This is a genomic window from Pseudolactococcus hodotermopsidis (assembly GCF_011170085.1).
Taxonomy (GTDB): domain Bacteria; phylum Bacillota; class Bacilli; order Lactobacillales; family Streptococcaceae; genus Pseudolactococcus; species Pseudolactococcus hodotermopsidis.
In genome coordinates, this window is sequence record NZ_BLLI01000032.1 from 1 (window position 1) to 26,159 (window position 26,159).

The 26,159-nt window shown below is 41.6% G+C and carries 17 protein-coding genes, 8 tRNA genes, 1 rRNA gene and 3 pseudogenes; 4 read left to right on the forward strand and 25 right to left on the reverse strand.

Going from position 1 to position 26,159, the window contains the following annotated elements; all coding sequences use genetic code 11:
* The 3 genes and pseudogenes from Hs30E_RS06050 to Hs30E_RS06060 all read left to right on the forward strand — a co-directional run.
* A pseudogene (locus tag Hs30E_RS06050) lies at nt 1–185 on the forward strand (ISNCY family transposase); the annotation flags it as partial.
* Nucleotides 186–389: 204 nt separating this feature from the next.
* Complete coding sequence (locus Hs30E_RS06055) at nt 390–869, forward strand: sigma-70 family RNA polymerase sigma factor (RefSeq protein WP_172208842.1); 480 nt, start codon at nt 390–392, stop codon at nt 867–869.
* 165 nt (nt 870–1,034) lie between these two features.
* Nucleotides 1,035–1,175: pseudogene (locus Hs30E_RS06060) on the forward strand (transposase); the annotation flags it as partial.
* 107 nt (nt 1,176–1,282) lie between these two features.
* Here Hs30E_RS06060 and Hs30E_RS06065 read toward each other — a convergent pair.
* The 24 genes from Hs30E_RS06065 to rlmH form a co-directional block, all read right to left on the reverse strand.
* Nucleotides 1,283–1,356 (reverse strand) — tRNA-Asn (locus tag Hs30E_RS06065).
* A gap of 6 nt (nt 1,357–1,362) precedes the next feature.
* Nucleotides 1,363–1,478: ribosomal RNA gene (gene rrf, locus Hs30E_RS06070) — 5S ribosomal RNA — on the reverse strand.
* A 36-nt stretch (nt 1,479–1,514) separates the two neighbouring features.
* Nucleotides 1,515–1,588 (reverse strand) — tRNA-Ile (locus Hs30E_RS06075).
* A 42-nt stretch (nt 1,589–1,630) separates the two neighbouring features.
* Nucleotides 1,631–1,701 (reverse strand) — tRNA-Gly (locus Hs30E_RS06080).
* A 31-nt stretch (nt 1,702–1,732) separates the two neighbouring features.
* Nucleotides 1,733–1,805, reverse strand: a tRNA-Phe gene (locus Hs30E_RS06085).
* 55 nt (nt 1,806–1,860) lie between these two features.
* Nucleotides 1,861–1,933 (reverse strand) — tRNA-Asp (locus Hs30E_RS06090).
* A gap of 18 nt (nt 1,934–1,951) precedes the next feature.
* A tRNA-Met gene (locus tag Hs30E_RS06095) sits at nt 1,952–2,025 on the reverse strand.
* 35 nt (nt 2,026–2,060) lie between these two features.
* A tRNA-Ser gene (locus Hs30E_RS06100) sits at nt 2,061–2,150 on the reverse strand.
* A 5-nt stretch (nt 2,151–2,155) separates the two neighbouring features.
* Nucleotides 2,156–2,227, reverse strand: a tRNA-Glu gene (locus Hs30E_RS06105).
* Between the two features lie 138 nt (nt 2,228–2,365).
* A complete protein-coding gene (locus tag Hs30E_RS06110; RefSeq protein ID WP_172208844.1) occupies nt 2,366–3,139 on the reverse strand; it encodes a LysM peptidoglycan-binding domain-containing protein in 774 nt (257 codons plus the stop codon).
* Nucleotides 3,140–3,218: 79 nt separating this feature from the next.
* Nucleotides 3,219–5,114: an acyltransferase family protein gene (locus Hs30E_RS06115; protein ID WP_172208846.1), complete on the reverse strand. Its 1,896-nt coding sequence runs from the start codon at nt 5,112–5,114 to the stop codon at nt 3,219–3,221.
* On the reverse strand, nt 5,111–5,821 hold the full coding sequence (locus tag Hs30E_RS06120) for an MORN repeat-containing protein (RefSeq protein WP_228462007.1): 711 nt from the start codon (nt 5,819–5,821) through the stop codon (nt 5,111–5,113). The genes Hs30E_RS06115 and Hs30E_RS06120 overlap by 4 nt, the downstream gene beginning before the upstream one ends.
* An 88-nt stretch (nt 5,822–5,909) precedes the next feature.
* Nucleotides 5,910–7,901 carry an ATP-dependent zinc metalloprotease FtsH gene (gene ftsH / locus Hs30E_RS06125; RefSeq protein WP_172208848.1) on the reverse strand — a complete coding sequence of 664 codons (1,992 nt, stop codon included), beginning with the start codon at nt 7,899–7,901 and terminating at the stop codon, nt 5,910–5,912.
* A gap of 110 nt (nt 7,902–8,011) precedes the next feature.
* Entirely contained in the window at nt 8,012–8,560 is a 549-nt protein-coding gene (gene hpt, locus Hs30E_RS06130; protein WP_172208850.1) for a hypoxanthine phosphoribosyltransferase, read from the reverse strand.
* Nucleotides 8,554–9,795: a tRNA lysidine(34) synthetase TilS gene (gene tilS / locus Hs30E_RS06135; RefSeq protein WP_172208852.1), complete on the reverse strand. Its 1,242-nt coding sequence runs from the start codon at nt 9,793–9,795 to the stop codon at nt 8,554–8,556. The genes hpt and tilS overlap by 7 nt, the downstream gene beginning before the upstream one ends.
* Nucleotides 9,792–11,108, reverse strand: a complete 1,317-nt coding sequence (locus Hs30E_RS06140) for a serine hydrolase (RefSeq protein WP_172208854.1) — start codon at nt 11,106–11,108, stop codon at nt 9,792–9,794. Before Hs30E_RS06140 ends, tilS begins: the two co-directional genes overlap by 4 nt.
* A 46-nt stretch (nt 11,109–11,154) precedes the next feature.
* Nucleotides 11,155–11,445, reverse strand: a complete 291-nt coding sequence (locus tag Hs30E_RS06145; protein WP_172208856.1) for a S1 domain-containing protein — start codon at nt 11,443–11,445, stop codon at nt 11,155–11,157.
* Complete coding sequence (locus Hs30E_RS06150; protein ID WP_172208858.1) at nt 11,442–11,828, reverse strand: FtsB family cell division protein; 387 nt, start codon at nt 11,826–11,828, stop codon at nt 11,442–11,444. The genes Hs30E_RS06145 and Hs30E_RS06150 overlap by 4 nt, the downstream gene beginning before the upstream one ends.
* 2 nt (nt 11,829–11,830) lie before the next feature.
* Nucleotides 11,831–12,097, reverse strand: coding sequence for an RNA-binding S4 domain-containing protein (locus tag Hs30E_RS06155; protein ID WP_172208860.1), 267 nt, complete (start codon nt 12,095–12,097; stop codon nt 11,831–11,833).
* A gap of 457 nt (nt 12,098–12,554) precedes the next feature.
* Nucleotides 12,555–14,039: an IMP dehydrogenase gene (guaB, locus tag Hs30E_RS06160; RefSeq protein ID WP_172208861.1), complete on the reverse strand. Its 1,485-nt coding sequence runs from the start codon at nt 14,037–14,039 to the stop codon at nt 12,555–12,557.
* A 187-nt stretch (nt 14,040–14,226) separates the two neighbouring features.
* Nucleotides 14,227–16,275, reverse strand: coding sequence for a glycosyl hydrolase family 18 protein (locus Hs30E_RS06165; RefSeq protein ID WP_172208862.1), 2,049 nt, complete (start codon nt 16,273–16,275; stop codon nt 14,227–14,229).
* A 284-nt stretch (nt 16,276–16,559) separates the two neighbouring features.
* Complete coding sequence (locus Hs30E_RS06170; protein ID WP_228462008.1) at nt 16,560–17,267, reverse strand: YoaK family protein; 708 nt, start codon at nt 17,265–17,267, stop codon at nt 16,560–16,562.
* Entirely contained in the window at nt 17,251–17,919 is a 669-nt protein-coding gene (locus tag Hs30E_RS06175; RefSeq protein ID WP_172208863.1) for a DNA alkylation repair protein, read from the reverse strand. Before Hs30E_RS06175 ends, Hs30E_RS06170 begins: the two co-directional genes overlap by 17 nt.
* Nucleotides 17,916–18,392 carry a 23S rRNA (pseudouridine(1915)-N(3))-methyltransferase RlmH gene (gene rlmH, locus Hs30E_RS06180; protein WP_172208864.1) on the reverse strand — a complete coding sequence of 159 codons (477 nt, stop codon included), beginning with the start codon at nt 18,390–18,392 and terminating at the stop codon, nt 17,916–17,918. Before rlmH ends, Hs30E_RS06175 begins: the two co-directional genes overlap by 4 nt.
* A gap of 275 nt (nt 18,393–18,667) precedes the next feature.
* On the opposite strand from rlmH, the gene Hs30E_RS06185 reads away from it, so the two are divergent.
* Nucleotides 18,668–19,915: a S1C family serine protease gene (locus Hs30E_RS06185; protein WP_172208865.1), complete on the forward strand. Its 1,248-nt coding sequence runs from the start codon at nt 18,668–18,670 to the stop codon at nt 19,913–19,915.
* Between the two features lie 211 nt (nt 19,916–20,126).
* Here Hs30E_RS06185 and Hs30E_RS11420 read toward each other — a convergent pair.
* Nucleotides 20,127–26,159, reverse strand: a pseudogene (locus Hs30E_RS11420) (DNA gyrase C-terminal beta-propeller domain-containing protein); the annotation flags it as partial.

A 26,159-nucleotide genomic window follows, 5' to 3' on the forward strand; every position in this document is an offset into this window, starting at 1 on the left:
GCTCAAGAATGTTACTAACACATGAAATTTACTCAAAAGAATTTGATCAACCCAAAGAAGGCAAAAAAGAAAAACGCAAGTATATTCCCCAACAGTCACACCCGTGGAAACTTGCATCTTTCGAAAAATATCTCAGAAGGATCGGTAAGACGCTTCTGGAATATCAAGCTGAAAATTCAGCCTAAATCATAACTCAATCATATCAAAAATGGAATCTAAAAGCAAATTTTGCTTTAGAAAAACGTAACTCATGTTTAGACTTTTTGGGGGACATTTTCAATTTCGCTTGACACGACTTTTTTTGCTTTTTTTTGCTTTTTCGTAACTTTTTACTTAGTTTAAAGGTGTTATATATATAAAACAAAATATTTAATTTATGGAGAAATAAGATGGACAAAATTGAAGTTATTTTGGTCAATATTAAACCGATTATTATCAATGCACGAAAAAGGATTAATATTCCTTCTTGGGAAATTGAGGATTACCTACAGGAGGGCATGATTATCGCAATTCAGATTTATAATAGTTGCTTGATAAAGACACAAAAAGAGGATTTTAATTTCTATGTCTACTTTAAAGTAAGATACTCACATTTTCTAATTGATACCTACAGAAAAACGATGGCAGAGAAAAGGAAATGGGACAGTTTGGACTACATCCCTATTTCAAATGACTTTGAATTGACCGACAAGACTCAAACTATTGAAGAAAATGTTATATACAACGCGCTTTATATGAACATCAAGAACTTTTTAACTGCAGAAGAAATGAGAACTTTCAATGCTTTAAAAAATGGAGAAAAAGTAGATAGGAACAAGAAGTTTAGATTGAAGCAGAAGATTATTAAATATATTAAGCTGAATTGGTAACCTGAATCCCCGAACATATCACTACAAAACGCTCGAAACATTGAAATATCAGCATTCGTGATAAAAGATATGTAGTTTATATTCATAGACTTATAACTACATATTTTTGGCTCTATAATAAATCGTCTGGGAATTTTTCCCACACGATTTATTATAGAGCCGTTAAACTATTCAAACGGCTGTTTGGAGGGGATGAATAATAAAATCAAGGAGATTAAACGTGTGGCTTATGGATTTAGAAGGTTTAGAAGGTTTAAAAACTTTAAGAAACGGATCCTACTCATGAATAAAACCTTAATAAATTAAAAAACAAGCAACTAATCAGTTACTTGCTTTATAGGGGAAAGGAATTTCCCACACGATTTGACAAAGAGCCCAAAAAACGTTGCCAACAAAAGGCAACGTCTACTTAACTCCGCTTGCAAGACTCGAACTTGCGACATCATGATTAACAGTCATGCGCTACTACCAACTGAGCTAAAGCGGAATAAAAACTTGGCACTGACCATATCTCACAGAGGGCAACCCCCAACTACTTCCGGCGTAACGAGACTTAACTGCTGTGTTCGACATGGGAACAGGTGTATCTCTCGTGCAATAAGCACCAAATTAAATTTTAGAAGTTTTTCAAGAAAACTTTCAAAATGGGCACAAGTGGACTCGAACCACCGACCTCACGCTTATCAGGCGTGCGCTCTAACCAGCTGAGCTATGCGCCCTAATCTAAAATTAGGAATCGTTTCAACTACTTGCGAAACAAAAGCGGGTGACGAGAATCGAACTCGCGTAGTTAGCTTGGAAGGCTAAGGTTCTACCATTAAACTACACCCGCAAAAAATTTTATGATTTTTCTCATAAAAAAATGGCGCGAGACGGAATCGAACCGCCGACACATGGAGCTTCAATCCATTGCTCTACCAACTGAGCTACCGAGCCAGGTAATTTACTTCATCTTAATTGCAAATTGAAATATCCCATTGGATATTTCAAACGGTCCCGACGGGAATTGAACCCGCGATCTTCGCCGTGACAGGGCGACGTGATAACCGCTACACTACGGGACCTTTGCTGTTTATTTGATATTGCGGGAGCAGGATTTGAACCTACGACCTTCGGGTTATGAGCCCGACGAGCTACCGAGCTGCTCCATCCCGCGATAATTATATAATTTAGAAATCCGTCGTTTTCTAAAGGAGGATTAGGGATTCGAACCCTAGCACGCTTTTACACGCCTGACGGTTTTCAAGACCGTTCCCTTCAGCCAGACTTGGGTAATCCTCCATAAATAGTCCGTACGGGATTCGAACCCGTGTTACCGCCGTGAAAAGGCGGTGTCTTAACCCCTTGACCAACGGACCAGGGTTTGTAACTGAAAGATACTTATCAATCAGCAACAAAAATAATTATATCGCATTATCTGACTTTCGTCAAGCGTTTTTATAAAAAAAGTTAAACTTTTTTGTGAACGTACAAAAAACACAGTTAAAACAAGAGATTTATAGTGCCCAGTGACTCATGCCACCATAATTAAAAAGATAGAGCGCTCCCTCAATTTGAGCATCTATATCACCATCATATCCTGGATATGTCGGTAATAGTTGAAAAAGACCATAAGCACCACCAGATGAATTTTTTATCGTTGCAATCCAGCCACTCTCACGAGAAATGATATAATCCCACTCTCTTGCATCAACGCCTGTCAAATTTTGAAGTTGTGTCAACACGTACAAACGCTCATCTTCTCCTAGACCACCTGGCGCTACTTTATTGCCATTATCAACTGAAATTTCACCGTTAGACTCTTGTATTGCTTCTGTTTCATCCTCATCAGAAACAATGTAAGACCTCAAAAATACTAGGACTTGACCTGGTTGAATCTCTTCGTCTACCTCTAAATCATTTTGCTGTCTAATAGATAAAATCGTCACTTGATGATTTTCTGCAATCAAACCGAGAGAATCACCCTCTTTTACAGTGTAGATAACTTCATCTTTTTCTTCTGACTCAATTTCAGACTGAACTTTTTCTACAGGTTCAGCTATTTTTACTGTTGAGCTAGGCGTTTCTGAAGAAATAATTTTATTAACCGTTACAGACTCCGTCTTAATTGGTTTTGCCACCTTTTTTTGCGTATCCGCTTCAAGTTGGTCATCATTACCTAAAAAAGCACTGATAACGAAAACAATACCTGCCATTATGGTAAGAATCAGTATCGCCGAGATTATCTTATGTGTGTTTTTTAACTCATTTTTTCTTTTACGTTTATACATATATTATCATTGTACCATAAAACAATGACACAAAAACTATCGTTACAAACTTTTCATGTTTTTGTTATCTATCCGTAACTTATGTTTTCCCTTTTGCTTTTGCAACTTCATTTAAACTTCTGATAATGAGATTGAGATAATCTGCAGAAACAGCCTGTTTCCCACCAAAATGAAGTTGGTCATCCCAAAGTTTATCAGCTTGTGGTGCAATATAACTTGCCCAATCAGCAATCACTATCCAATTATATTTATTGGATAATGTTTTTAAATAGTCATTAAAATCGTTCATAACAGTTGCATTTTTACCATCAAATTGTGTCACAAATACCATGTGAGTGCCTTTGGGTGCTGCATCAATCATTTTTTGAACATCACCTTTCATATCATCAGTCACATTGACACCCGCAGAAATAATGATATATTTACCTAGTTTATCTGACTTTGTCTTTTCATCAAAAACTTGATAGATACTCTCAAGATTTTGACCAATCTCTGCTACAATATCTGCATCTGGCAAAATATTTGACAAATAAGGGACAACACCAACCATGACCGAATCGCCAAGAACAGTTTGAGAACTATTCAAAACCTTGTCAGAAACCGCTGTAACATCTTTTAAAACACTTTGATTTAGTCGCAACGTCTCGCTGGAACTAAAACCTGTTTGAGGATAATACCAGCTACTATTTGTAAAAATGCCAGTCCCTGTATTCAATAAATTTTGGACAAGTTGTCCTTTTTTATCCAAATTAACCATCGTTTCGCTAATTCTTGATTCATTGAGACTGCGTTCGATATTAGAAATTTTCGGCGCAGTAAAAATGACGATGAAACTCACTAAACTCAAAATACCAAGCGCCCCATAAAATGGCTTACTTCTCAGCCATTCAGTAGTTTTTTTACCATGAAAATACGGTTCAACGCCATAATAAACAGTAGCTGCCGCTGCAAATGAGACGATGAAACTCAAAATGCCCGAAAAGAAAATATTCGGGATAAGATGAGAAAGAATCAGCCAAATAGGCCAGTGAAAAAGATAAAGACTATAAGAAGTATCAGCAAGAATCGTCAAGATTTTAGGTTCTAAAACGCTTGTTTTTTCGTGTAAAATCCGAAACTGAACAATTAGAATCGCCGTTAAAATACTGGTCAAAATAAGATTAGTTCTAATCGTCCAAACACTCTCAAATTTACCAAACAAAGTTAAAAGCACCAAAATTATCACTGGAATAAGGGTTTTAATCCACCAGTAATTCATCGGATAAGTTTTGAAATACGATTGTTTTTTCACGCTAATTTGAATGCCAACAAAAACAGCAGTGATTGCACCAATAAAAAATGGATACGCATGAGTTATAAAATCAAAGTAACTACGGCTTAGATAATCAGGGTTAAAAGTCAGCTCCAGTTGTAAAATAGATATAATAGTCATGAAAACTGCCAAAATCAAGACGAAAAAGCGTACTTGACTAACTAATCGTTTGCCTTTATTGCCCAAAATTTTCAGTAAAAAAACAATTGCTAGAAGAACAGCGCCCCAAATCAGATAAAAAAGAAATTCCAAAGACAGAGTCCATGTATGGATATAGAGCTGCGGTGTCTGTTGCGCTTCATAAGAAGCACCCGATAGAATTTCAAATTTATTCGTGACAAAACCAATCGCAGCAGCAACTTGCTTAGCAAGATTAGCGCGAAAATCCATTGGCAAAAGTACGGTAAAAGGTAAAGTCGTCACAATCATAATCACAAGTGGTGGGAAAATTCTCAGGAAACGACGTTTGTAATAGTTTACTAGATTAAAGTTCTCGGAATCTTCAAGTTCGATAAAAAACAGTGACGTAATCAAATACCCCGAAAAAACAAAGAAAACATCTACACCAATAAAGCCACCAGGAAACGACTTCGCAAAAAAGTGATAAAGTAAAACTGTGACTAGACCGATAACTCTGACCAGTGAAAACCATTTAATCTTCATTCTTCGGGTACTCCAAACTTGAAATTCGCTTTAATTGGCTCGCCAATAATTGGTGTATAAAGCCCTTGACCATTGGGCAAACCATTTTTCCAAGTGCCCTTATAAACTGCACCATTTGAAAAAGTCATGGTGCCTTGCCAAGTTCCTCCAAAACGCCATTCGCCATCATACGAAAAAGTATCACTTTTCAAAGTATAGTTAGCATTTTCTTGAGTCACAACGATATGATTAGCTAAAGTAATCCTTGCTTTATCAGCTGAAATATACTCAACCACGTAGGCATTTTTCCTATCATATTTAGCTGAGCCAGTTATCCTACCGTCCTTAAAAGTCGCAGTCAACGTATTACCTGAATTATCCGTCACTGTTGCTTTTCCTGAAAAATGCTCCTTTTTCAGACTACCTTTATAAGTGAAACTTTTGTCCAATGCCGTTTGTGTGACCTCACGTTTAAAACTAATCACATCCAAGGCGTATACTTGCGCAATGAGAATGACGAAAAAACTGACAAAAATTGCCACTGTCATCAGTTTAACTTTCTTTTTTGGTGTTTGCACAGTTTCGGTAACGCTAGATATCGTTTGGGCAGATTGAGAAGTTGTCTCCAAAATTTCTGGGCTTTCTGAATCAAAATTTGATATTTTTTCTTGTTGCGCCTGTCGTTTCTGCTCAATCTCAGTTAATTTTTCCTTATATGTTTGTCCCATTTTATAGTCGTTTCCTATATAATCTATTACCTAAATTATAACATAGATAAGCAAAAAAATAGACGTTTCCGCCTATTTTTTGTCGATTTTATTCGTTATTTAAAGAATCTAAGCTATCTTGATAACTTGAAGGCGTGTATTTTTCAGGTTCTTGTGCAACGTCAATCGGCATTCTACCTGTTTCATACAACGATTTGATTTGGCGCGCATCCAAAGTCTCGTGTTCAAGTAAGGCAAGAGCAATCGCCTTATGTTGCGCACGATGACTTTCGATAATTTGACGTGCTGTTTCATGCGCTTCGTTGATAATATTACGTACTTCTTCGTCAATCGCTTGCGCTGTATATTCACTATACCCTTTAGTTTGACCATAGTCACGACCAATAAAGACAGATTGTGAATTACCTTCAAGCGCAACAGTTCCCAATCTTTCAGACATACCGTATTGTGTGACCATACCACGAGCAAGTTGTGTTGCTTGCTCAAAGTCATTTGAGGCACCCGTTGTAATCGCATTGAAGATGATTTCTTCGGCAGTACGACCACCCATGAGACCCGCCAAACGTTCCCTCATATCGTCTTTTGAAAGCAAGAATTGATCTTCTTTTGGCAAGGAAATCATGTAGCCACCCGCACGACCGCGTGGCACAATGGTTACTTTGTGAACGACATTAGCATTTGATAGGACAAGACCAACGATTGTATGACCCGCTTCATGATAAGCAACCATTTCACGTTCACGCTCAGAAATACGTTTATCTCGCTTAGCTGGTCCCGCAATCACACGATCTTCTGCCTCATCAATATCTGAGGCATCAATTTCTGTCTTATTACGACGTGCTGCAACAAGCGCTGCCTCATTGAGAACATTTTCCAAGTCTGCCCCAACGAAACCTGGCGTTTGCTGTGCCACGACTTTGAGATCAACATCAGCTGCCAATGGTTTATTTTTAGCGTGAACTTTCAGCACTGCCTCACGACCCTTGACATCAGGCGCACCAACGAGTACTTTACGATCGAAACGACCTGGACGTAGAAGAGCCGGATCTAGCACATCAGAACGGTTAGTTGCGGCAATGACGATAACAGCTTCATTGCTTTCGTTGAAACCATCCATCTCAACCAAGAGTTGGTTGAGCGTTTGCTCACGCTCGTCGTTACCGCCACCCATACCTGCGCCACGTTGACGACCAACGGCATCAATTTCATCAATGAAAATGATAGCCGGTGCTTCTTTTTTGGCTTTTTCAAAGAGATCACGGACACGAGATGCACCAACACCAACGAACATTTCCACAAAATCTGAACCAGAAATGGAGAAGAATGGCACGCCTGCCTCGCCCGCAACAGCCTTGGCAAGTAAAGTTTTACCTGTCCCTGGAGGTCCCTCAAGAAGAACTCCCGCTGGAATACGCGCACCTAAATCATGATATTTTTTAGGATTTTTCAAGAAATCAACAACTTCAACAAGTTCTTCTTTTTCTTCATCCGAACCCGCAACGTCCGCAAAACGGACTTTAACTGTTTTCTTGTCTTGTTCTTTAGCGCGTGATTTGCCAAAACTCATCGGATTGCCGCCACCAGCACCACCGCCGCCACGCATGCCGCCCATCATCATGTAAAGGAAACCAACCATGACTAGAAGGGGAAGCCAACTTATCAACAAATTCATCCAAATGCCATTCGAGGCTTCTTGTTTGATTGTGACTTTGACTTTTTCTTTATCTGCCAATTCCTGTAAATCGGCAATCGTCGTGTCTGTTGGTAAAATCAAAGTTGAAAAGTTTGTCACTTTGGTTGGCTTGTTAGGAATTGCCAAAAATGTTGTCTTAGCTTCAACCGTTTTAGGTTTCTTGTACTCACCATTGATTGAAATCAATGACGAGGACGGCTGATAAGTCAATTCCTTGATGTCGCCAGCTTTTAACTTTTTGACTAGAGTTGTGTAGTTGATTTTGTCAACTGTTTCAGTATTTGTACTCCTGAATAAATACTGGACACCGAAGACGACGGCAATAACCAGAATTACCCACAAGAAAGAGTTTTTTATGAAACCATTGTTTTTGTTATTATTGTTCATAAAGTCCTTGTCTAATTTTATTCTATTGAGATATTATGACAGATTTTTTGAAAAATGTCCATTATAAAGGTCAGTTTTAGTCAAAATCAGTCCTAGGACCGATAAAGTACTCAAACATTTGTCTGATAAACTTCTTCCTTGAGTACACCGATATAAGGTAAATTACGATAATGTTCATCATAATCTAGCCCAAATCCGACAAGAAATTCATTTGGTAAAGTAAAACCAACATAGTCCGCATCAATTTCAACAACGCGTCCCTCAGGCTTGTCAACCAAAGTCACGATTTTAACTGATTTGGCTTTACGGTGTAAGAGCAACTCCTTCAGATACAAGAGCGTCCGACCAGTATCAATAATATCTTCGACAATGATAACATTGCGCCCTTCAACAGCTGTATCAAGATCCTTAATCATCTTTACCTCGCCAGATGACTGCGTACCACCGTGATAGCTTGACACAACCATGAAATCCATCTCGATATGCGTTCCCATGCGTTTTGTCAACTCAGCAAAAAACGGAATTGAACCTTTCAAAATCGCCACCATGAGCGGATTTTTATCCGCATATTCCATCGTCAAAAGCTGACCGAGTTCTTGCGATTTTACACAAATCTCCTCCTCAGTTACTAAAACTTTTTTGATTGTAGTTTCTAGCATTTTCCTCTTCTCTTTTCTCTAAAATAAAGCGTTCTTCTCATTTTATCACTTTTCAGCGATTTACTCAAATCTGATTCAACAACGCCTAACACACCGTAAACCTTGCTGTTGATAGTAACAAGCGGATAATCTCGTTTTTGGAGAGAAATTTTTTCGTCAATAAAATAGCGCCGAAGTTTTTTATCAATGCCATTAACCATGATTCTGTCGCCCGACTGACGTTTTCTGAGGTCAATCTGTCCTGTTTCTGGCAGATTGATTTTTCCAAATTCTCCATCTGAAAATGGTAATAGTGCTGTTTCAAATTCAGTCATTTTAGACTGTTCTTCGATATAAAAACAACAACTGTCTTTAATGAAATCATATTTTCCAGAAATGGCATGATTATACTGCCCATCACGCTTAATGATCTGCAGTAGATCGTTAAATTGTGCTTTAGAAATTTGGAGTTCTGGAAATTTAGCAAGGTAGTCTTGTAAAATAAAATATTGCAAGTCCTCACTTTCACGTAAAAACACAAGTAAGTCAATCTTTTCAGCTGTCACAAAAGCACGAGTACTATCCACCACAATAGCCATCGCACGTTTGATTTCATCTATCAGACTGGCAAGATTTTCTTCAAAACGTGGATTTTCCTGTTTCAACAAGGGCAAATAGTGATTTCTGACACGATTGCGTAAGTAAGTATTTTCAGCGTTTGAGCTATCTTCAAAATAAGCACTTGTTTCAAATTCTGACTTGTCAAATGCCAAAAGTGGTCGAATTAGAACACGATTTTTACCAAATTCTTGCACCGCTTCTATGCCTGTCAAATGACGCAAACGAGAACCGCGAATCAATCGAATCAAAAAATTCTCAGTCATATCATTCTTATGATGTGCCGTAACGAGTACCGTCATCTGATGTTCTATCATCATTTTTTCAAAAAAAGTATAACGAAAATGACGCGCTTTTTCTTCTGAAAAACGCCCTGTAAATGCCGTTGTATAAAACGGAATATCTAATCGCGACATTTTTTCTCGCAAGGCAATCTCTTCATCATCAGATTCCGCGCGCTGCTTATGATTAACGTGTGCAACAGCAAGTTTGATGTTCAAAATCTCGCGCGCTTGATAGAGCCAATCAAACAAAGTCATGGAATCAATGCCACCAGATAAAGCAACTAGCACCATCTCATGATTTTGAAAATAAGCCTTTTCTTGAGCAAGCTTCAAAAATTTTTCGTAAGCTGTCACTTCATAACCTCATAAATATCTTTGGAAATATTTGCCAAAACATCATTATCAGAAGCATTACTGGTTTCAATAACGAGGATATAGGGTTCAGAGGCAAAAATAATTGCTGCATCGTGACTAAATTCATCTGCAGTGCCAATTTTATGGGCAACTTTGATATTTTTAGGCAATTTTTCTGGAATCCGCTCATCATCATAATCTGTCCCAATCAGTGAATTGAAACCTGCACCTCCCACTTGATAAAGCGCTTCAAGAACACGACCTGTCATTTCAGACGAGGCATTTCGTTCGATTGGATCCCATTTTTGACCTGCTATTTTTGTAATTTCTGCCTGATAAGCTGGCGAAAATTGCCCTGTTTCATAATAGGCGATGATATTACTACTCACGTTATCTGAGTCTTTTGCCGTTCGATTAATCAAATCTAATAAGCTATAAGGCTTGTTATCAGCCGTTTTGGGTAGAAAGCCTGTACCAGTTGTTTTAAAAGCGCCCAACCACGAATTAACAAATTCATCATATCGCAACTGGTCATCAAGACTAGCATTACCCTCATTTATCTGTTTTTGTGTCCAATAGAGAATCGGCAGCTTACTCAGACTTGCTGAATACATCATTTGCATCTGATTAATGCCCACTGTAAACTCACTGTCAAGTTGCTTGACATAAATCGAGTAACTGGCATTGTTATATTTTTGTGTTAATAGCGTTTGAACCTTGTCCAGTTTAGGGTTTTTTAAAGTCGCAGAAGTACTGACAATCCAGCCTGTTTTACCTCCTTCAAATGTTACTTCATAATAAGTTCCCCAGTTCGTTTTAGCTACTTTGTCTGCTTGATATTTTTGACCATTTGTCAACCTACTGTAAACTTGATTGTCATAAGTTGTCAACGGCGTGTAAAGCACTTCAACATCTTTTGTCAGATAAATCGTTTGTTTTTTTTGTTCAGTTGATAGGATAATATCCGAAACAACTTGATTTTTATCATTTTTGATAAAAGTCCCGTCCGAAAGTTTGAAATTTTTTGCCGAGACCTCGCTAATCGTTAGTTTCGTTTTAGACGAAATCTTACCTGTCTTTTTTGATAAATTTTCATCTGAATAAACTTGAAGTTCTGTTAGAGCAACCGCACGTTTGGGGATTTCTGACCAAGCATCAATCTCGACTTTATTATTTGGTATGGGCTTAACGTGTGTTTGCGAGCTAACGACTTCCGTTTTTTCGGGGAACGTGAAAAAGGCTGGTGTGAGCATTGCCACAAAAACCAGCCACTGCAAGATCTTTATTTTTTTATCAACTATCATTTCTTGCATTTTCTAAAACCTTATCAATCGTCCTATTGTACGCAGAGCTGTCGTCTCATAGACTTCTTATCTCCTGATTTCTTTCACGCAAACTTTCTAAAGTTTCAGAAGTTCTGAAAAGTAACTTGTCATACTTTTCACGAAAGTCTGTCGCTAACAATCTCAAATCAATCTTACCGTCAGTATGTTTTTCTATGACAATGACATCGAGTGTTTCGCCTTTGTGAAACTTTTCACCACGTGGGATACTTGACCAACGTAGCAAGCCTGTCATCTCGCCGTTTTCATTATCATTAAGGACAATAAAAATGCCAAATCGCGTGATGTTTTTAACGTAACCAATCATTTGCCTTTGGTCATGCCACCGTCAGCTAACTCAGGGATTGAGAAAACTTTTTCGCCGTCTTTTGAGTAAGAAAATTTAGCACGCGCATATTTTTCCACGAAAATAGGGTCTTTGAGTTTTTTAATATCTGCTTTTTTAATCTCAACTTGTTTATCTAAAGCAACAGATTTCTCTTGATATTCAGCTTTCAAAGCCTTACGACTTTGTAACGTTTCATAAGATTTCACAAGATTGATTGTGGGCAAAGCCATTAGCAAAATCACAGTTATCAAAATTAAGCCCAAATGTTTACGTTTTGGCACTTTTTTATAAGATGTTTGAAGTGTATTCAAGCGTTGATTGGTGTAATCGTTATTTAAGCGAACAATTTTCTTTTCTGCCATTACTATTCTCCAGCGTTCACACGTGTTTCTGACAAGATTTCATACATCTTTTCAGCATCTTCTTTTTTGGTCGAATCTTTGGTTTCAATCACCCGAACCTCAAGAACTTTATTGCCAAAAGTAATCGTCAAAACATCATTAAACTTGACATCTGACGAACTTTTCGCAAGTATGCCGTTGAGCTTGATTCTGCCTTTATCAGCAACCTCTTTTGCCACTGTACGACGCTTGATAATCCGCGAAACTTTTAAATATTTGTCTAATCTCATACTTTAAATTATATCATAAAAATTGACAAATTGTATAGCGGAAAGCATGCAATAAACGCCTGAATTTGATATTTTTCAGAATCGTTTCTCCTAGGAAAATACGGCTAATAAACTGACTAAAATGAGTATAATTACCTTCTCATTCTCCCTCAATCAGTTGATATGTTTTATTAAATTTTTTTCATTCAAAGAACGGTATTCACTGCCATCAAAAATCAAGTAGTCCCCTAGATATGCAATCATAATGCCATAAAATATCTAACCACCCATACTTTGAATGAAAGCACGTGTCGAATTTTTCTTCCATAGAGACGACCATTTTCCAACGCCTCTTTTACCCATTTTTCTGGCTCTTCATCAACATTTATTAACCAACGTCAATAATTTTTTTCACCGTATTTTGCTTTCATAGTCTGTCTCTTTCTTAATTTTAAAGAGGGGTAGCCCATTTCATCTGTCAATGTTCAATCGAATAATTCGGTGCTTCCTTGGTAATCTGCACATCATGCGGATGGCTTTCTTTCAAGCCAGCGCCCGACATTTCGATAAATTGTGCATTGTCATGGAGCGCTTTAATATCTGCAGCACCTGTGTAGCCCATGCCCGCTTTGAGACCGCCAAGCATTTGAAAGACAATATCAGTCGCCGAGCCTTTGTAAGCCACACGCCCCTCAATTCCTTCTGGAACGAGTTTGTTCGCCTCATTGACACCGCCTTGGAAATAACGGTCTGACGACCCTTTTTTCATGGCTGACAAGCTGCCCATGCCACGATAAGTTTTGTATTTACGACCTTGGTAAATCTCAAATTCGCCTGGTGACTCGTCTGTCCCCGCAAGCATTGAGCCAAGCATAACGGCATCTCCACCTGCTGCAAGCGCTTTGACAATATCGCCTGAATATTTGATACCACCGTCAGCGATAATCGTTTTGCCATACTCACGCGCGACGGCTGCCGCATCATAAATAGCTGTGACTTGCGGTACACCGACGCCCGCAACGACGCGAGTCGTACAGATAGAACCAGGTCCTATGCCAACCTTGACCACATCAACCCCCGCATCATAGAGTGCGCGTGCGCCCTCAGCCGTGGCGATATTGCCCGCAATCAGCGTTCGATCTGGGAAATGCGCGCGAATCTCAGAAATTTTGCGCAAAACACCAGCCGAGTGACCGTGCGCCGTATCAATGACAATGGCATCCGCACCAGCTTCAAACAGAGCCTCTGCGCGATCAAAAGTATCAGATGTGACCCCTACCGCACCAGCCACAATCAAGCGACCTTGCGCGTCTTTGGCGGCATTTGGAAACTCTATCACGCGCTCAATATCCTTAATCGTAATCAAGCCAGACAGACGACCCTCGCTATCAACGAGTGGCAATTTTTCGATTTTATGCTCTTGGAGCAAGGACTCAGCCTCTTTCAAAGTCGTGCCAACCTTGCCAGTTACAAGATTTTCAGAAGTCATGACATTTTTGATTACTTGGTCATAATTTTCGACAAAACGCAAATCGCGATTGGTCAAAATGCCGATAAGAATGCGATTTTCCATCGTTTCGACGATTGGCACGCCAGAAATGCGATACATTGACATCAAATCTTCGGCATCTTGAATCTTGTGTGTCGGCGTTAGGAAAAATGGGTTGGTAATCACGCCAGATTCCGAACGTTTGACCTTACGAACTTCATTTGCTTGCTCATCAATCCCCATGTTCTTGTGAATCACGCCAAGTCCGCCTTGGCGCGCCATTGAAATCGCCATGGCACTATCTGTGACAGTATCCATTGCCGCTGAAATAAGCGGAATATTCAAAGTCAAGTTGGGTGCAAGCTGTGTCTTCATGTTGACTTCGTTTGGTAGCACATGACTTTCAGCGGGAATCAGCAAGATGTCATCGAATGTGTAGCCTTTTTTCAAAAATTTAGTGTCCCAGTTTGACATTGAAATTGTTCCTTCTTTCTTGTATAAATGGCGAGCAGTTTTGCTGCTAGTTTTTGATATTGTAACTATTTTATCACGCTATTTTGCTTTGTCAATGAATTTACGTCATCTTTATCTTGAAAATGGTTTTAAACGTTCGTAAATGCCAAAAACTACCTTGACTTTCAAGATAGTTTTGAAAAATTGATTATTTAACAGTTCTCTTTGTATTGAGTTTGAGATAAGCCACACCGCTAATAATGATGACACCAAAAACTAGGGCTGTCAAGCTGATTACCTCGCCTGTTGCAGGTAAATTGGGTGTTTTTTTCGTGTTTCCTGTGTTATCTTTCTTATCTGTGTTATCACTGTTTTCTGCCTTATCGGTAGTGTCAGCATCATCTTTGCCATCGTTTTGGTCGTTACCATCAGTCGTTGGCACTTCTATTTTATTTTTAAAAGTGATTTCTGTAAAGCCGTATGCTAGGCTGTTGATGTCGATTTTTTGGGTAAAAGCAAGTTTTTTAATGCCTGATGCTACTTGAACACCGTCTCCAAGGTTTGGTGTCAAGATAATCTCAAGACTTTCATTTGGTGCTAAGGCAACATTTTCAAAATCAAGGACGTAGTAGGTAATGTTCTCTACAACTACTGTTGGCAAGGCTGTTCCTTTGTATGACAATGCTTCATCGGCTTGAATATAGAGCTGACCATTTTTAACCGTTTTGTGTTTGAGCTCTACGGCTTTAAGGACGGCATCTGTTTCTGTCACTTCTTCACTATTTGTCAAAGTCAGCTTGTAATCGCTTGATGTGACAATGTTTGCGCTGAGTGACAGGTTAGCTGTTACCAAATCATGCTGAACTAGCGCTGCACCACCATAGAGACCGTTATAAATCGCTGTTGTCAAAACGTCACGACGCGTGCTTGCAGGGTCAGACGGCGCATCTTGCGACTGCATCCATGTAATCATCCCGCCAAGGTTCTTTTCTTTAACGTAGTTGGCTTTTTCTGTCAATGAGCGTTCATTGTCATAAGTGAAGAAAACTTTGTCTTTGGCACTATACATGAAAGGCGCTTTTGCGGCATCGTCCCAGTATTCTGTCAAATCAGGATATTTGACTTTTAATTGGTCAAAGTTACGGTATGACCAGATACCGCCATTACGCCCACCGTCGCCATTGATGAGGGGATTTTCATTTTCCGCACCACGGCTTGGATTGCCATCTGCATCTTTTGTTGCAAAATCAGCATTACCAAATAAACCTGGTTGATTTTTCGGGTCAAAACCATCATTTTCAACATTGCCCCAACCGCGACTGTAAAAGGCTGCACCAATGACTAATTTGTTAGCAATCGCGCCATTGCTGAGATAGTAGTTGACACTGTCATTGATTGAAAACGACCATGGCTTGCCGTCGCCTTGCGGTGCTTTTGGATTGGTGTAGAGCGCTGTGTGGTGGTTACTTGTATTTTCCCAAGCACCATGAATATCGTAGGTCATGACGTTTGCGAAGTCAACAATATTGAACACGCTTGGAATATCTGTCCCTTGGTTGAGCGTGTAAGGACCTGCTGCAAGTGCGACTGAAAGTTCGTAAGTCTTACCTGTTGTTTTGCCAAGTTCTTTTAAACCATTATGAAGTTCCGTCAAGAGTGTCACATAGTTTTGGCGGTCAGCTTCCGAGGCATTGGGCGTTCCTTCGTCCTTGGCGCTATCAACCAAATCGCCGTCACGAACAGCACCTGGATACTCCCAGTCAATGTCAAGGAAATCAAGTTCGTTGTATCGCACAAACTTAATCAAGTTTGCGACCAATTTCGCACGCTTGGCTGGATCTTGCGCATTAAGTGCAAAATCGCCTGATTTCGTCCAACCGCCAACTGAAACGCCAAGTTTGAGATTAGGATTTTTCAAGCGCAAATCTTGTAGCGCATTTAAAAGTCCCGCATTTGCTGCACCTGTCGCGATACTTTCACTTGTTTCAATGTCCAAGGCAGCAAAATCATCCGTCCATTTTAAGCTACCGTCAACATCAAAATCTAAGAAAGCAAAGTTCAAATGTGTCAGTTTGTCTGCTGGGATGTCTTTGGGTAAAAAGTGACCTTGTGTCTCCTCAATGGACCAATCGCCGTAGTACATAACATTGCGATAGGCTTTATCCTCTGCTGATACTTGCGTTGCTAGGGCAAAACTTCCCAATAACAAGGCTGTACCAATAGCACCGCGTGTAATCGTCCTCAATGTTTTTCTCATAAGTTTCTCCTCTTTTTGGGGTTGTGAAATCGCCCTGTAAGCGTTTTCTATCTCTATTTTAGCATAGGTATAGACCAATTTCAAGAGGTTTTTGTAAAAAAATTATAATGTTTTGTGGAGACTAATAGAAAACGCATGGTTTTTTATTGACAACTTGATTTCTTGCGTTTTTAGTTGATTTTTGTTATAGGTTCTTAGTCAGAAATTTTCAGTTATAATTGCAATTTCAACATTATATCCTGCGATAAATTATAAAATCTGTCATTTTTTTCAAAAAAACAATTTTAAATTTTAAATCTATTTTCCAAATATAACATAACATTAAAGATTAAAATAACGGGTAGAACGGCGTAAAGGGCTTTTTCGCCTGTCCAATTGGCTAAGATTGTTGCGATGAAAACGCCGAGACAGAAACTCAGTACGACAAAAAGCGTGTTCACACCACGTTTGAGGACTGCACCATTTTTCTCAACGAGACCTTGAGCGATGAAAACAGCCATGTTTTTGATGTTGCCTGTCATCATGATGTTGGTGTAGGGCGCGCCGCGCATCTTTTTGAAAGATTCAAGCTGAACGGCGGAAATAAAGGCAAGTGACATGATAATCCACTGAGGGGGCGCAAAACTTGAGGTAAGAGCCGTCAAAAGGACACCGATAAAGATAATCGCACCCGCTGTCGCATGCCAGCGCAAATGCCTATGCGCAATGGCAAATTTCCGCGCAAAATAAGTGAAAATCGCACCACAGATAAAGGCACAAATCGGGAAAAGATAAGAGGTTGTCGCCGCAAAATTACCTTGCGCCAAACTTTTCATGAGATAAATCGCGTTTCCCGTCTGAATCCCCGCAAAGCGCTCGCCTTGTGTGGAGAAAGTGTAAGCGTCAAGAAAACCGCTGATAAAAGTCAACTGTACCGCCACACGCGCCCGCTCAAAAATTCGGATATTATCATTTGTTTCGGGGACTTCAAAAGTTTCAGTTACTGAGGTCAAGGTATTTACTTCCTTCTTCGATGGATAATTTCGCCATCTTTTTATTATTTTTTTCTATAAAATGAGACACCCATTCAGGGTTCATTTTTGAGTAATCACGCAAAGCCCAGCCGATTGCTTTATTGATGAAAAATTCAGTTGAGCCTAAGTTATTTTGGATAATTTCAGCTAAAAGTGCTGTGTCAGTTGCCTGTTTAAAACCGAGTTGATAGTCAATGGCGATTCGGCGAATCCAAAAATTGTCATCAAGCGACCAGTCACGCATGACAGCCTTGCAAGTGGCATCATGTTTGACAATATACCCAACATGTTCATCCAAACTGTCAACTAAATCCCACCATGACTTGCTGATTGCTAACTGATAAAGTTTGGGTAAGTCTTTAAAAGTCAGCTGTTTTTGGACTTTTTTAAGATAATCTGTCGCTAAATATTGAAATTCTCGATAATCTTGCGCCCATAATTTAGTCACAAGCAACCAGTCTATTTCACTTTCTTTTGCTTTTTCACGCAAAAAATCCTTGGCAATCTCACGGCGTTCTGGCGTTTTTATGCCTAGATAGTTAAATTGATTTCTCATGTATTTTGCCATGGTTAAGGCATTTTCAGCATTCTTATACGTTAAAAACAGGGAAATTATATCATCTGTTGTCATTTGTGATAAGGACTCCCCTCACGAATCATAAAAGCGCGGTAAATTTGCTCAGTCAAAACAAGTCGCATGAGCTGATGTGGTAAGGTAATGCGCCCAAAGCTGATAAGAAGGTTGGCACGTTTTTTGATACGCGGATCAAGTCCAAGACTGCCACCTATGACGAAAACAAGCGTTGATGACTGTTGCATAGCTTGATCTAAAGTTGTGGCTAAGTCCTCTGATGAGATGAGCTTGCCTTCGATTGCCATGGTTAGCACGAAATCACGGCTTGAAAGTTTTGCCAAAATTCTGTCGCCTTCTTTGGTCAAAATTTGTTCATTTTCCTTGTCTGACGCATTGTCAGGCGTTTTTTCGTCCGCTAGTTCAATCTGCTCGACTTGTCCAAATCGCGACAAGCGTTTGACATATTCGGCAATGCCATCTTTAAGGTATTTTTCTTTAAGTTTACCAACACTAATTATTTTTATTTTCATTACTTCTATTATAACAAATTTTAGGTTCAATTTTATCCACATCTATTATGAAATGAAAAAAAATGAAAACGGCATTTATCCACATTTTAACAATTATTTCCACATTTTTGTGGAAAACTTGTAGAATTTTACACAGTTGTTCACAATTTCTAAACTTTATTCACAAAAATGTGGATAACTTTTTTACTAAATATTTAACAAATCTTAAATTTTAAGGTATGATTAAGTGGTAGGGTGTAAAATATGTTTATAATATAAAAAGGAATATGAAAAATATGAAAAAAAATAAAAAAACGGCAGCAAAACTTATTACAGCGGGGGTCATTGGTGGCGCTATCGCCTTGGGTGGTAATGTTGCCTACGATCAACTCAATCAGACGACTGGCACAACGGTAGTCAGCAATAATTCTGGTTCAACTAAGGTTGCTGAGGTTTCTTATAAAGTGTCAAGTGATACGACAAAGGCGATTTCAAAGGTTTCCGATGCGGTTGTTTCGGTTATTAATTATCAAAAATCTACTTCTAGTGGTAATTCATTGGATGACTATTTTGGTCACAGTCAGAAATCTGAAGAAAAAACTGACGGCGATTCAGAAACTGCTGCTGGCGAGGGGTCTGGCGTTATTTACAAAAAAGATGGTAATACTGCCTATGTTGTGACAAATAATCACGTTGTAGATGGTGCTAGCTCCCTTGAGGTCATGCTCTCTAACGGCGAGAAAGTTAAAGGTACGCTGGTCGGCAAGGATGCTTATAGCGACCTTGCTGTGATTAAAATTTCTTCTAAAAAAGTTTCAACGATTGCCGAATTTGGCGATTCATCGAAGCTCACGGTTGGCGAACCTGCTATCGCTATCGGCTCTCCGTTGGGTAGCGAGTATGCGAACTCTGCGACTGAGGGAATTGTGTCTAGCACATCGCGCAAAGTAGTCATGAAAAATGATAGCAACGAAACTGTCAATGTTAATGCCATTCAAACTGATGCGGCGATTAACCCAGGTAACTCTGGTGGCGCGCTGATTAACATCCAAGGGCAAGTTATCGGTATCAACTCAAGCAAGATTACAATGACTGGCTCTAGCGCCAGTGATGTTTCTGTTGAGGGAATGGGCTTTGCTATTCCGTCTAATGATGTGGTTGAAATCATTAACAAACTTGAAAAAGATGGCGAAATCAAACGCCCCGCTCTCGGTGTACAGATGGTTGATTTGACTGGGCTTGATTCTAGCTATCAAGAGGAGCTGAAACTTCCTGAGGAGGTGACGACCGGCGTTGTCATTGTTAGTGTGCAAAGTGGTTTGCCTGCTGATACAGCTGGACTTAAAAAATATGATGTTATCACAAAAATTGGCAATACCAAGGTAACCACTAGCACTGAACTTCAAAGCGCACTTTACAAGTATAGTATCGGCGATAGCATGAAAGTGACTTATTACCATGAGGGCAAGGAAAAAACGACGACTGTTAAGCTAGATCAATCATCTGATAAGTTGAAATTTGATGATAAGGATTCTGATGAGTAAATAAAAAAACACTTGAGTTATTTAAATTCAAGTGTTTTTTAATATCATTTTAAGTAACCAAAAAACCGCCCCAAAATGAAGGAGGGAGCGGTTTTTCAGTGTGTTTTTGAATGAAAAACACATTAAGAATGAATGGTGAAGAATTTATACATGAAATTTAGTTTTACTTGCGCTTCATGAACGCAAGGCATTTTTCAAATACTTCTTTAAATTAGCTGAAAGCTCGTGTCAATTTATCGCCTTTGATTAGTGGACAGAATCGAACACCAGGGTCATTGATTCGACCAACAGGAATATCTGCTGTCTTGGCATGAATTGTTTGACCTTCATCTGTGATAAAGAGGAGATTTTCTGTTGTCGTATCGTCAACGCAGACAACATAGTCATCAGCAGCTAAAGTGATGTATTTTTGACTCACTTCTTTATAATCTTGCGTTGGGGCAAGCTCACTGACTGCAAGTTGCTTAGCAAGACCATTTCGCGTGACAATAACAATAGCATGCGCATCATCACATTTTGTAACAACTTTCGCAAAAATTACCTTTTCATCTGCTGCAATATCCAAGGACAGTTCACTAATATGCTGTCCTTTTTTATCGGCATCAATACTAATATTTTTCAACTCAGAAATCGGTCTGTAAATCATGTGACCGTGACTTGTGAAAATCAAAATTTTATCAGACAAAAGTGCTTTTTCAGCAAATTGAATTGCTGCATAATTTTCGATGTCCGTTGCATTTTCAGTCGTTATGCTACGTTTGATATAGCCGTCAACCGAAATTGTTACCATAATATCACGTTTGCGAGCAAAAACTGCTGTACCACCCACTCCGATAAACAAGCCACCAAGGGCAGGTAGGATTCTCACTAACTTATCAAAGCCAGTCGTATTTGGCAATCTTGGTTCTGTTGGCGTAGGAGTTGGTTGTCCTGTATTAGGAATTTCCCTGATGAAATCTGGCGCACCGTCTGGGGTTTTGTCAAATTCATTTGGAATGCCATCGCCATCGCGGTCATTATCCAACTCGTTCTTGATGCCGTCGCCATCAATGTCGTCATCCTTGCTATTTGGGATGCCGTCATTGTCAACGTCGCCTGGCTCAGAAATCAAGTCTTCCTCATTACCTTCGTGCCAAGTATTATCAGGGATTTTATCGAAATCGTAAGCAGAGTCGCTGTCTGCTTCCGAATCACTGTCTTCGGCGGAATCACTGTCTTCGGCCGAATCACTGTCTTCGGCGGAATCACTGTCTTCTTCCGAATCACTGTCTGCTTCCGAATCACTGTCTTCGGCGGAATCGCTGTCTTCGGCGGAATCACTGTCCTCGGCGGAATCGCTGTCCTCGGCTGAATCGCTGTCTTCGGATGAATCACTGTCCTCGGCTGAATCGCTGTCTTCGGCGGAATCACTGTCCTCGGCGGAATCACTGTCTTCGGATGAATCACTGTCCTCGGCTGAATCGCTGTCTTCGGATGAATCACTGTCCTCGGCGGAATCACTGTCCTCGGCTGAATCACTGTCTTCGGATGAATCACTGTCCTCGGCTGAATCACTGTCTTCGGATGAATCACTGTCCTCGGCGGAATCGCTGTCCTCGGCTGAATCGCTGTCCTCGGCTGAATCACTGTCCTCGGATGAATCACTGTCTTCGGATGAATCGCTGTCTTCGGATGAATCGCTGTCTTCGGATGAATCGCTGTCTTCGGATGAATCACTGTCCTCGGATGAATCACTGTCCTCGGATGAATCGCTGTCTTCGGATGAATCACTGTCCTCAGATGAATCACTGTCCTCGGATGAATCACTGTCTTCGGCTGAATCACTGTCCTCGGATGAATCACTGTCCTCGGATGAATCACTGTCCTCGGATGAATCGCTGTCCTCGGATGAATCGCTGTCCTCGGATGAATCGCTGTCCTCGGCTGAATCACTGTCCTCGGATGAATCACTGTCTTCGGCTGAATCACTGTCCTCGGATGAATCACTGTCCTCGGATGAATCACTGTCCTCGGATGAATCACTGTCCTCGGATGAATCACTGTCCTCGGCTGAATCGCTGTCTTCGGCGGAATCGCTATCTTCGGCTGAATCACTGTCCTCGGATGAATCACTGTCCTCGGATGAATCACTGTCCTCGGATGAATCACTGTCCTCGGCTGAATCGCTGTCTTCGGCGGAATCGCTATCTTCGGCTGAATCACTGTCCTCGGCTGAATCACTGTCTTCGGCTGAATCACTGTCTTCGGCTGAATCACTGTCCTCGGCTGAATCACTGTCTTCGGATGAATCACTGTCTTCGGATGAATCACTGTCTTCGGATGAATCACTGTCTTCGGATGAATCACTGTCTTCGGCTGAATCACTGTCCTCGGCTGAATCACTGTCTTCGACTGAATCACTGTCCTCGGCTGAATCGCTGTCTTCGGCTGAATCGCTGTCTTCGGATGAATCACTGTCCTCGGCTGAATCACTGTCTTCGGATGAATCACTGTCCTCGGCTGAATCACTGTCCTCGGATGAATCACTGTCTTCGGATGAATCACTGTCCTCGGATGAATCACTGTCCTCGGCTGAATCGCTGTCCTCGGCTGAATCGCTGTCCTCGGCTGAATCGCTGTCCTCGGCTGAATCACTGTCTTCGGCGGAATCGCTGTCCTCGGCGGAATCGCTGTCCTCGGCTGAATCGCTGTCCTCGGCTGAATCACTGTCTTCGGCGGAATCGCTGTCCTCGGCGGAATCGCTGTCCTCGGCTGAATCACTGTCTTCGGCTGAATCACTGTCTTCGGCGGAATCACTTGCTTCTTCAGAAGCTAAATTCCTATCAGACTCTGAATCTTGTGTTGAATCACTGTCCTCGGCGGAATCACTATCTTCGGCTGAATCGCTGTCCTCGGCGGAATCACTGTCTTCGGCGGAATCGCTGTCTTCGGCGGAATCACTGTCCTCGGATGAATCACTGTCCTCGGCTGAATCACTGTCCTCGGCTGAATCGCTGTCCTCGGCTGAATCACTGTCCTCGGCTGAATCGCTGTCTTCGGCTGAATCACTGTCCTCGGATGAATCACTGTCCTCGGATGAATCGCTGTCTTCGGCTGAATCACTGTCCTCGGATGAATCGCTGTCTTCGGCTGAATCACTGTCCTCGGATGAATCACTGTCCTCGGATGAATCGCTGTCTTCGGCTGAATCACTGTCCTCGGCTGAATCGCTGTCTTCGGCGGAATCACTATCTTCGGCTGAATCGCTGTCCTCGGCTGAATCACTGTCTTCGGCGGAATCGCTGTCCTCGGATGAATCGCTGTCCTCGGCTGAATCGCTGTCTTCGGCTGAATCACTGTCCTCGGATGAATCACTGTCCTCGGATGAATCACTGTCCTCGGATGAATCACTGTCTTCGGCTGAATCACTGTCCTCGGCTGAATCACTGTCTTCGGCTGAATCACTGTCCTCGGATGAATCGCTGTCCTCGGATGAATCACTGTCTTCGGCTGAATCACTGTCCTCGGATGAATCGCTGTCCTCGGATGAATCACTGTCTTCGGCTGAATCACTGTCCTCGGATGAATCACTGTCCTCGGATGAATCACTGTCTTCGGATGAATCACTGTCTTCGGCTGAATCACTGTCTTCGGCTGAATCGCTGTCTTCGGCTGAATCACTGTCCTCGGATGAATCACTGTCCTCGGATGAATCGCTGTCCTCGGATGAATCGCTGTCCTCGGATGAATCGCTGTCCTCGGATGAATCACTGTCCTCGGATGAATCACTGTCCTCGGATGAATCGCTGTCCTCGGATGAATCACTGTCCTCGGATGAATCACTGTCCTCGGATGAATCGCTGTCTTCGGATGAATCGCTGTCTTCGGATGAATCACTGTCTTCGGCTGAATCACTGTCTTCGGATGAATCACTTGCTTCTTCAGAAGCTAAATTCCTATCAGACTCTGAATCTTGTGTTGAATCACTATCTTCGGCTGAATCACTGTCCTCGGATGAATCGCTGTCCTCGGATGAATCACTGTCTTCGGCTGAATCACTGTCCTCGGATGAATCGCTGTCCTCGGATGAATCGCTGTCTTCGGCTGAATCACTGTCTTCGGCTGAATCACTGTCTTCGGATGAATCACTGTCCTCGGATGAATCACTGTCTTCGGCGGAATCACTGTCTTCGGCGGAATCGCTGTCCTCGGATGAATCGCTGTCCTCAGCTGAATCGCTGTCCTCGGATGAATCGCTATCCTCGGATGAATCACTGTCCTCGGCTGAATCACTGTCTTCGGATGAATCACTGTCCTCGGCGGAATCACTGTCCTCGGATGAATCGCTGTCTTCGGCGGAATCGCTATCTTCGGCGGAATCACTGTCTTCGGCTGAATCGCTGTCCTCGGATGAATCGCTGTCCTCGGCGGAATCACTGTCCTCGGCGGAATCGCTGTCCTCGGCGGAATCGCTGTCCTCGGATGAATCGCTGTCTTCGGCGGAATCACTGTCTTCGGATGAATCACTGTCTTCGGATGAATCGCTGTCCTCGGATGAATCGCTGTCCTCGGCGGAATCACTGTCCTCGGATGAATCACTGTCTTCGGATGAATCACTGTCTTCGGCGGAATCACTGTCCTCGGATGAATCACTGTCCTCGGATGAATCACTGTCCTCGGATGAATCACTGTCCTCGGCTGAATCGCTATCTTCGGCGGAATCGCTTGCTTCGGCGGAATCACTGTCTTCTTCTGAGTCGCTTGCTTCGGCGGAATCACTATCCTCTGCTGAATCACTATCTTCAGCAGAGTCGCTTGCTTCGGCGGAATCACTGTCCTCGGCTGAATCACTGTCTTCGGATGAATCACTGTCCTCGGCTGAATCACTGTCCTCGGATGAATCGCTGTCTTCGGCTGAATCGCTATCTTCGGCGGAATCACTGTCTTCTTCTGAGTCGCTATCTTCGGCGGAATCACTATCTTCTTCCGAATCACTATCTTCGGCGGAATCACTGTCTTCTTCTGAGTCGCTTGCTTCGGCGGAATCACTATCCTCGGCTGAATCGCTATCTTCAGCAGAGTCGCTTGCTTCGGCGGAATCACTGTCTTCGGATGAATCACTGTCTTCTTCTGAGTCGCTATCTTCGGCGGAATCACTATCCTCGGCTGAATCGCTATCTTCAGCAGAGTCGCTTGCTTCGGCGGAATCACTGTCCTCAGATGAATCACTGTCTTCGGATGAATCACTGTCTTCGGCGGAGTCGCTATCCTCAACAGAGTCACTCACATCTTCAGAATGATGCAAGTATTTATATTCTGAATCTGAATCTTCAGCGGAATCACTGTCCTCAGATGAATCACTATCTTCAGTCGAATCGCTAACTTCTTCAGAATTGCTATCTTCAACAGAATCACTATCTTCGGCGGAATCGCTGTCCTCGGCAGAGTCACTATCTTCAGCGGAATCACTGTCCTCAGATGAATCGCTATCTTCTACGGAATCGCTGTCCTCGGATGAATCGCTATCCTCAGCGGAGTCACTGTCCTCGGCAGAGTCACTATCTTCAGCGGAATCACTGTCCTCGTGAGAGTCACTATCTTCAGTAGAATCACTGTCTTCGGCGGAATCACTGTCCTCGTGAGAGTCACTATCTTCAGTAGAATCACTGTCTTCGGCGGAATCACTGTCCTCAGCAGAATCGCTGTCCTTGGCAGAGTCACTGTCTTCAGCGGAATCACTGTCCTCGTGAGAGTCACTATCTTCAGTAGAATCGCTAACTTCTTCAGAATTGCTATCATCAACAGAATCGCTGTCCTCGGCAGAGTCACTATCTTCAGTAGAATCACTATCCTCGTAAGAGTCACTATCTTCGACGGAATCACTGTCCTCATGAGAGTCACTATCTTCGGCGGAATCACTGTCCTCAGATGAATCACTATCTTCGGCGGAGTCGCTATCCTCAACTGAGTCACTCACATCTTCAGAATGGTGCAAGTATTTATATTCTGAATCTGAATCTTCTTCTGAGTCACTGTCCTCGGATGAATCGCTATCCTCAGCGGAGTCACTATCCTCGGCAGAGTCACTATCTTCAGCGGAATCACTGTCCTCGTGAGAGTCACTATCTTCAGTAGAATCACTGTCTTCGGATGAATCACTGTCCTCAGACGAATCGCTATCTTCGGCGGAATCACTGTCCTCGGCAGAGTCACTGTCTTCAGCGGAATCACTGTCCTCGTGAGAGTCACTATCTTCAGTAGAATC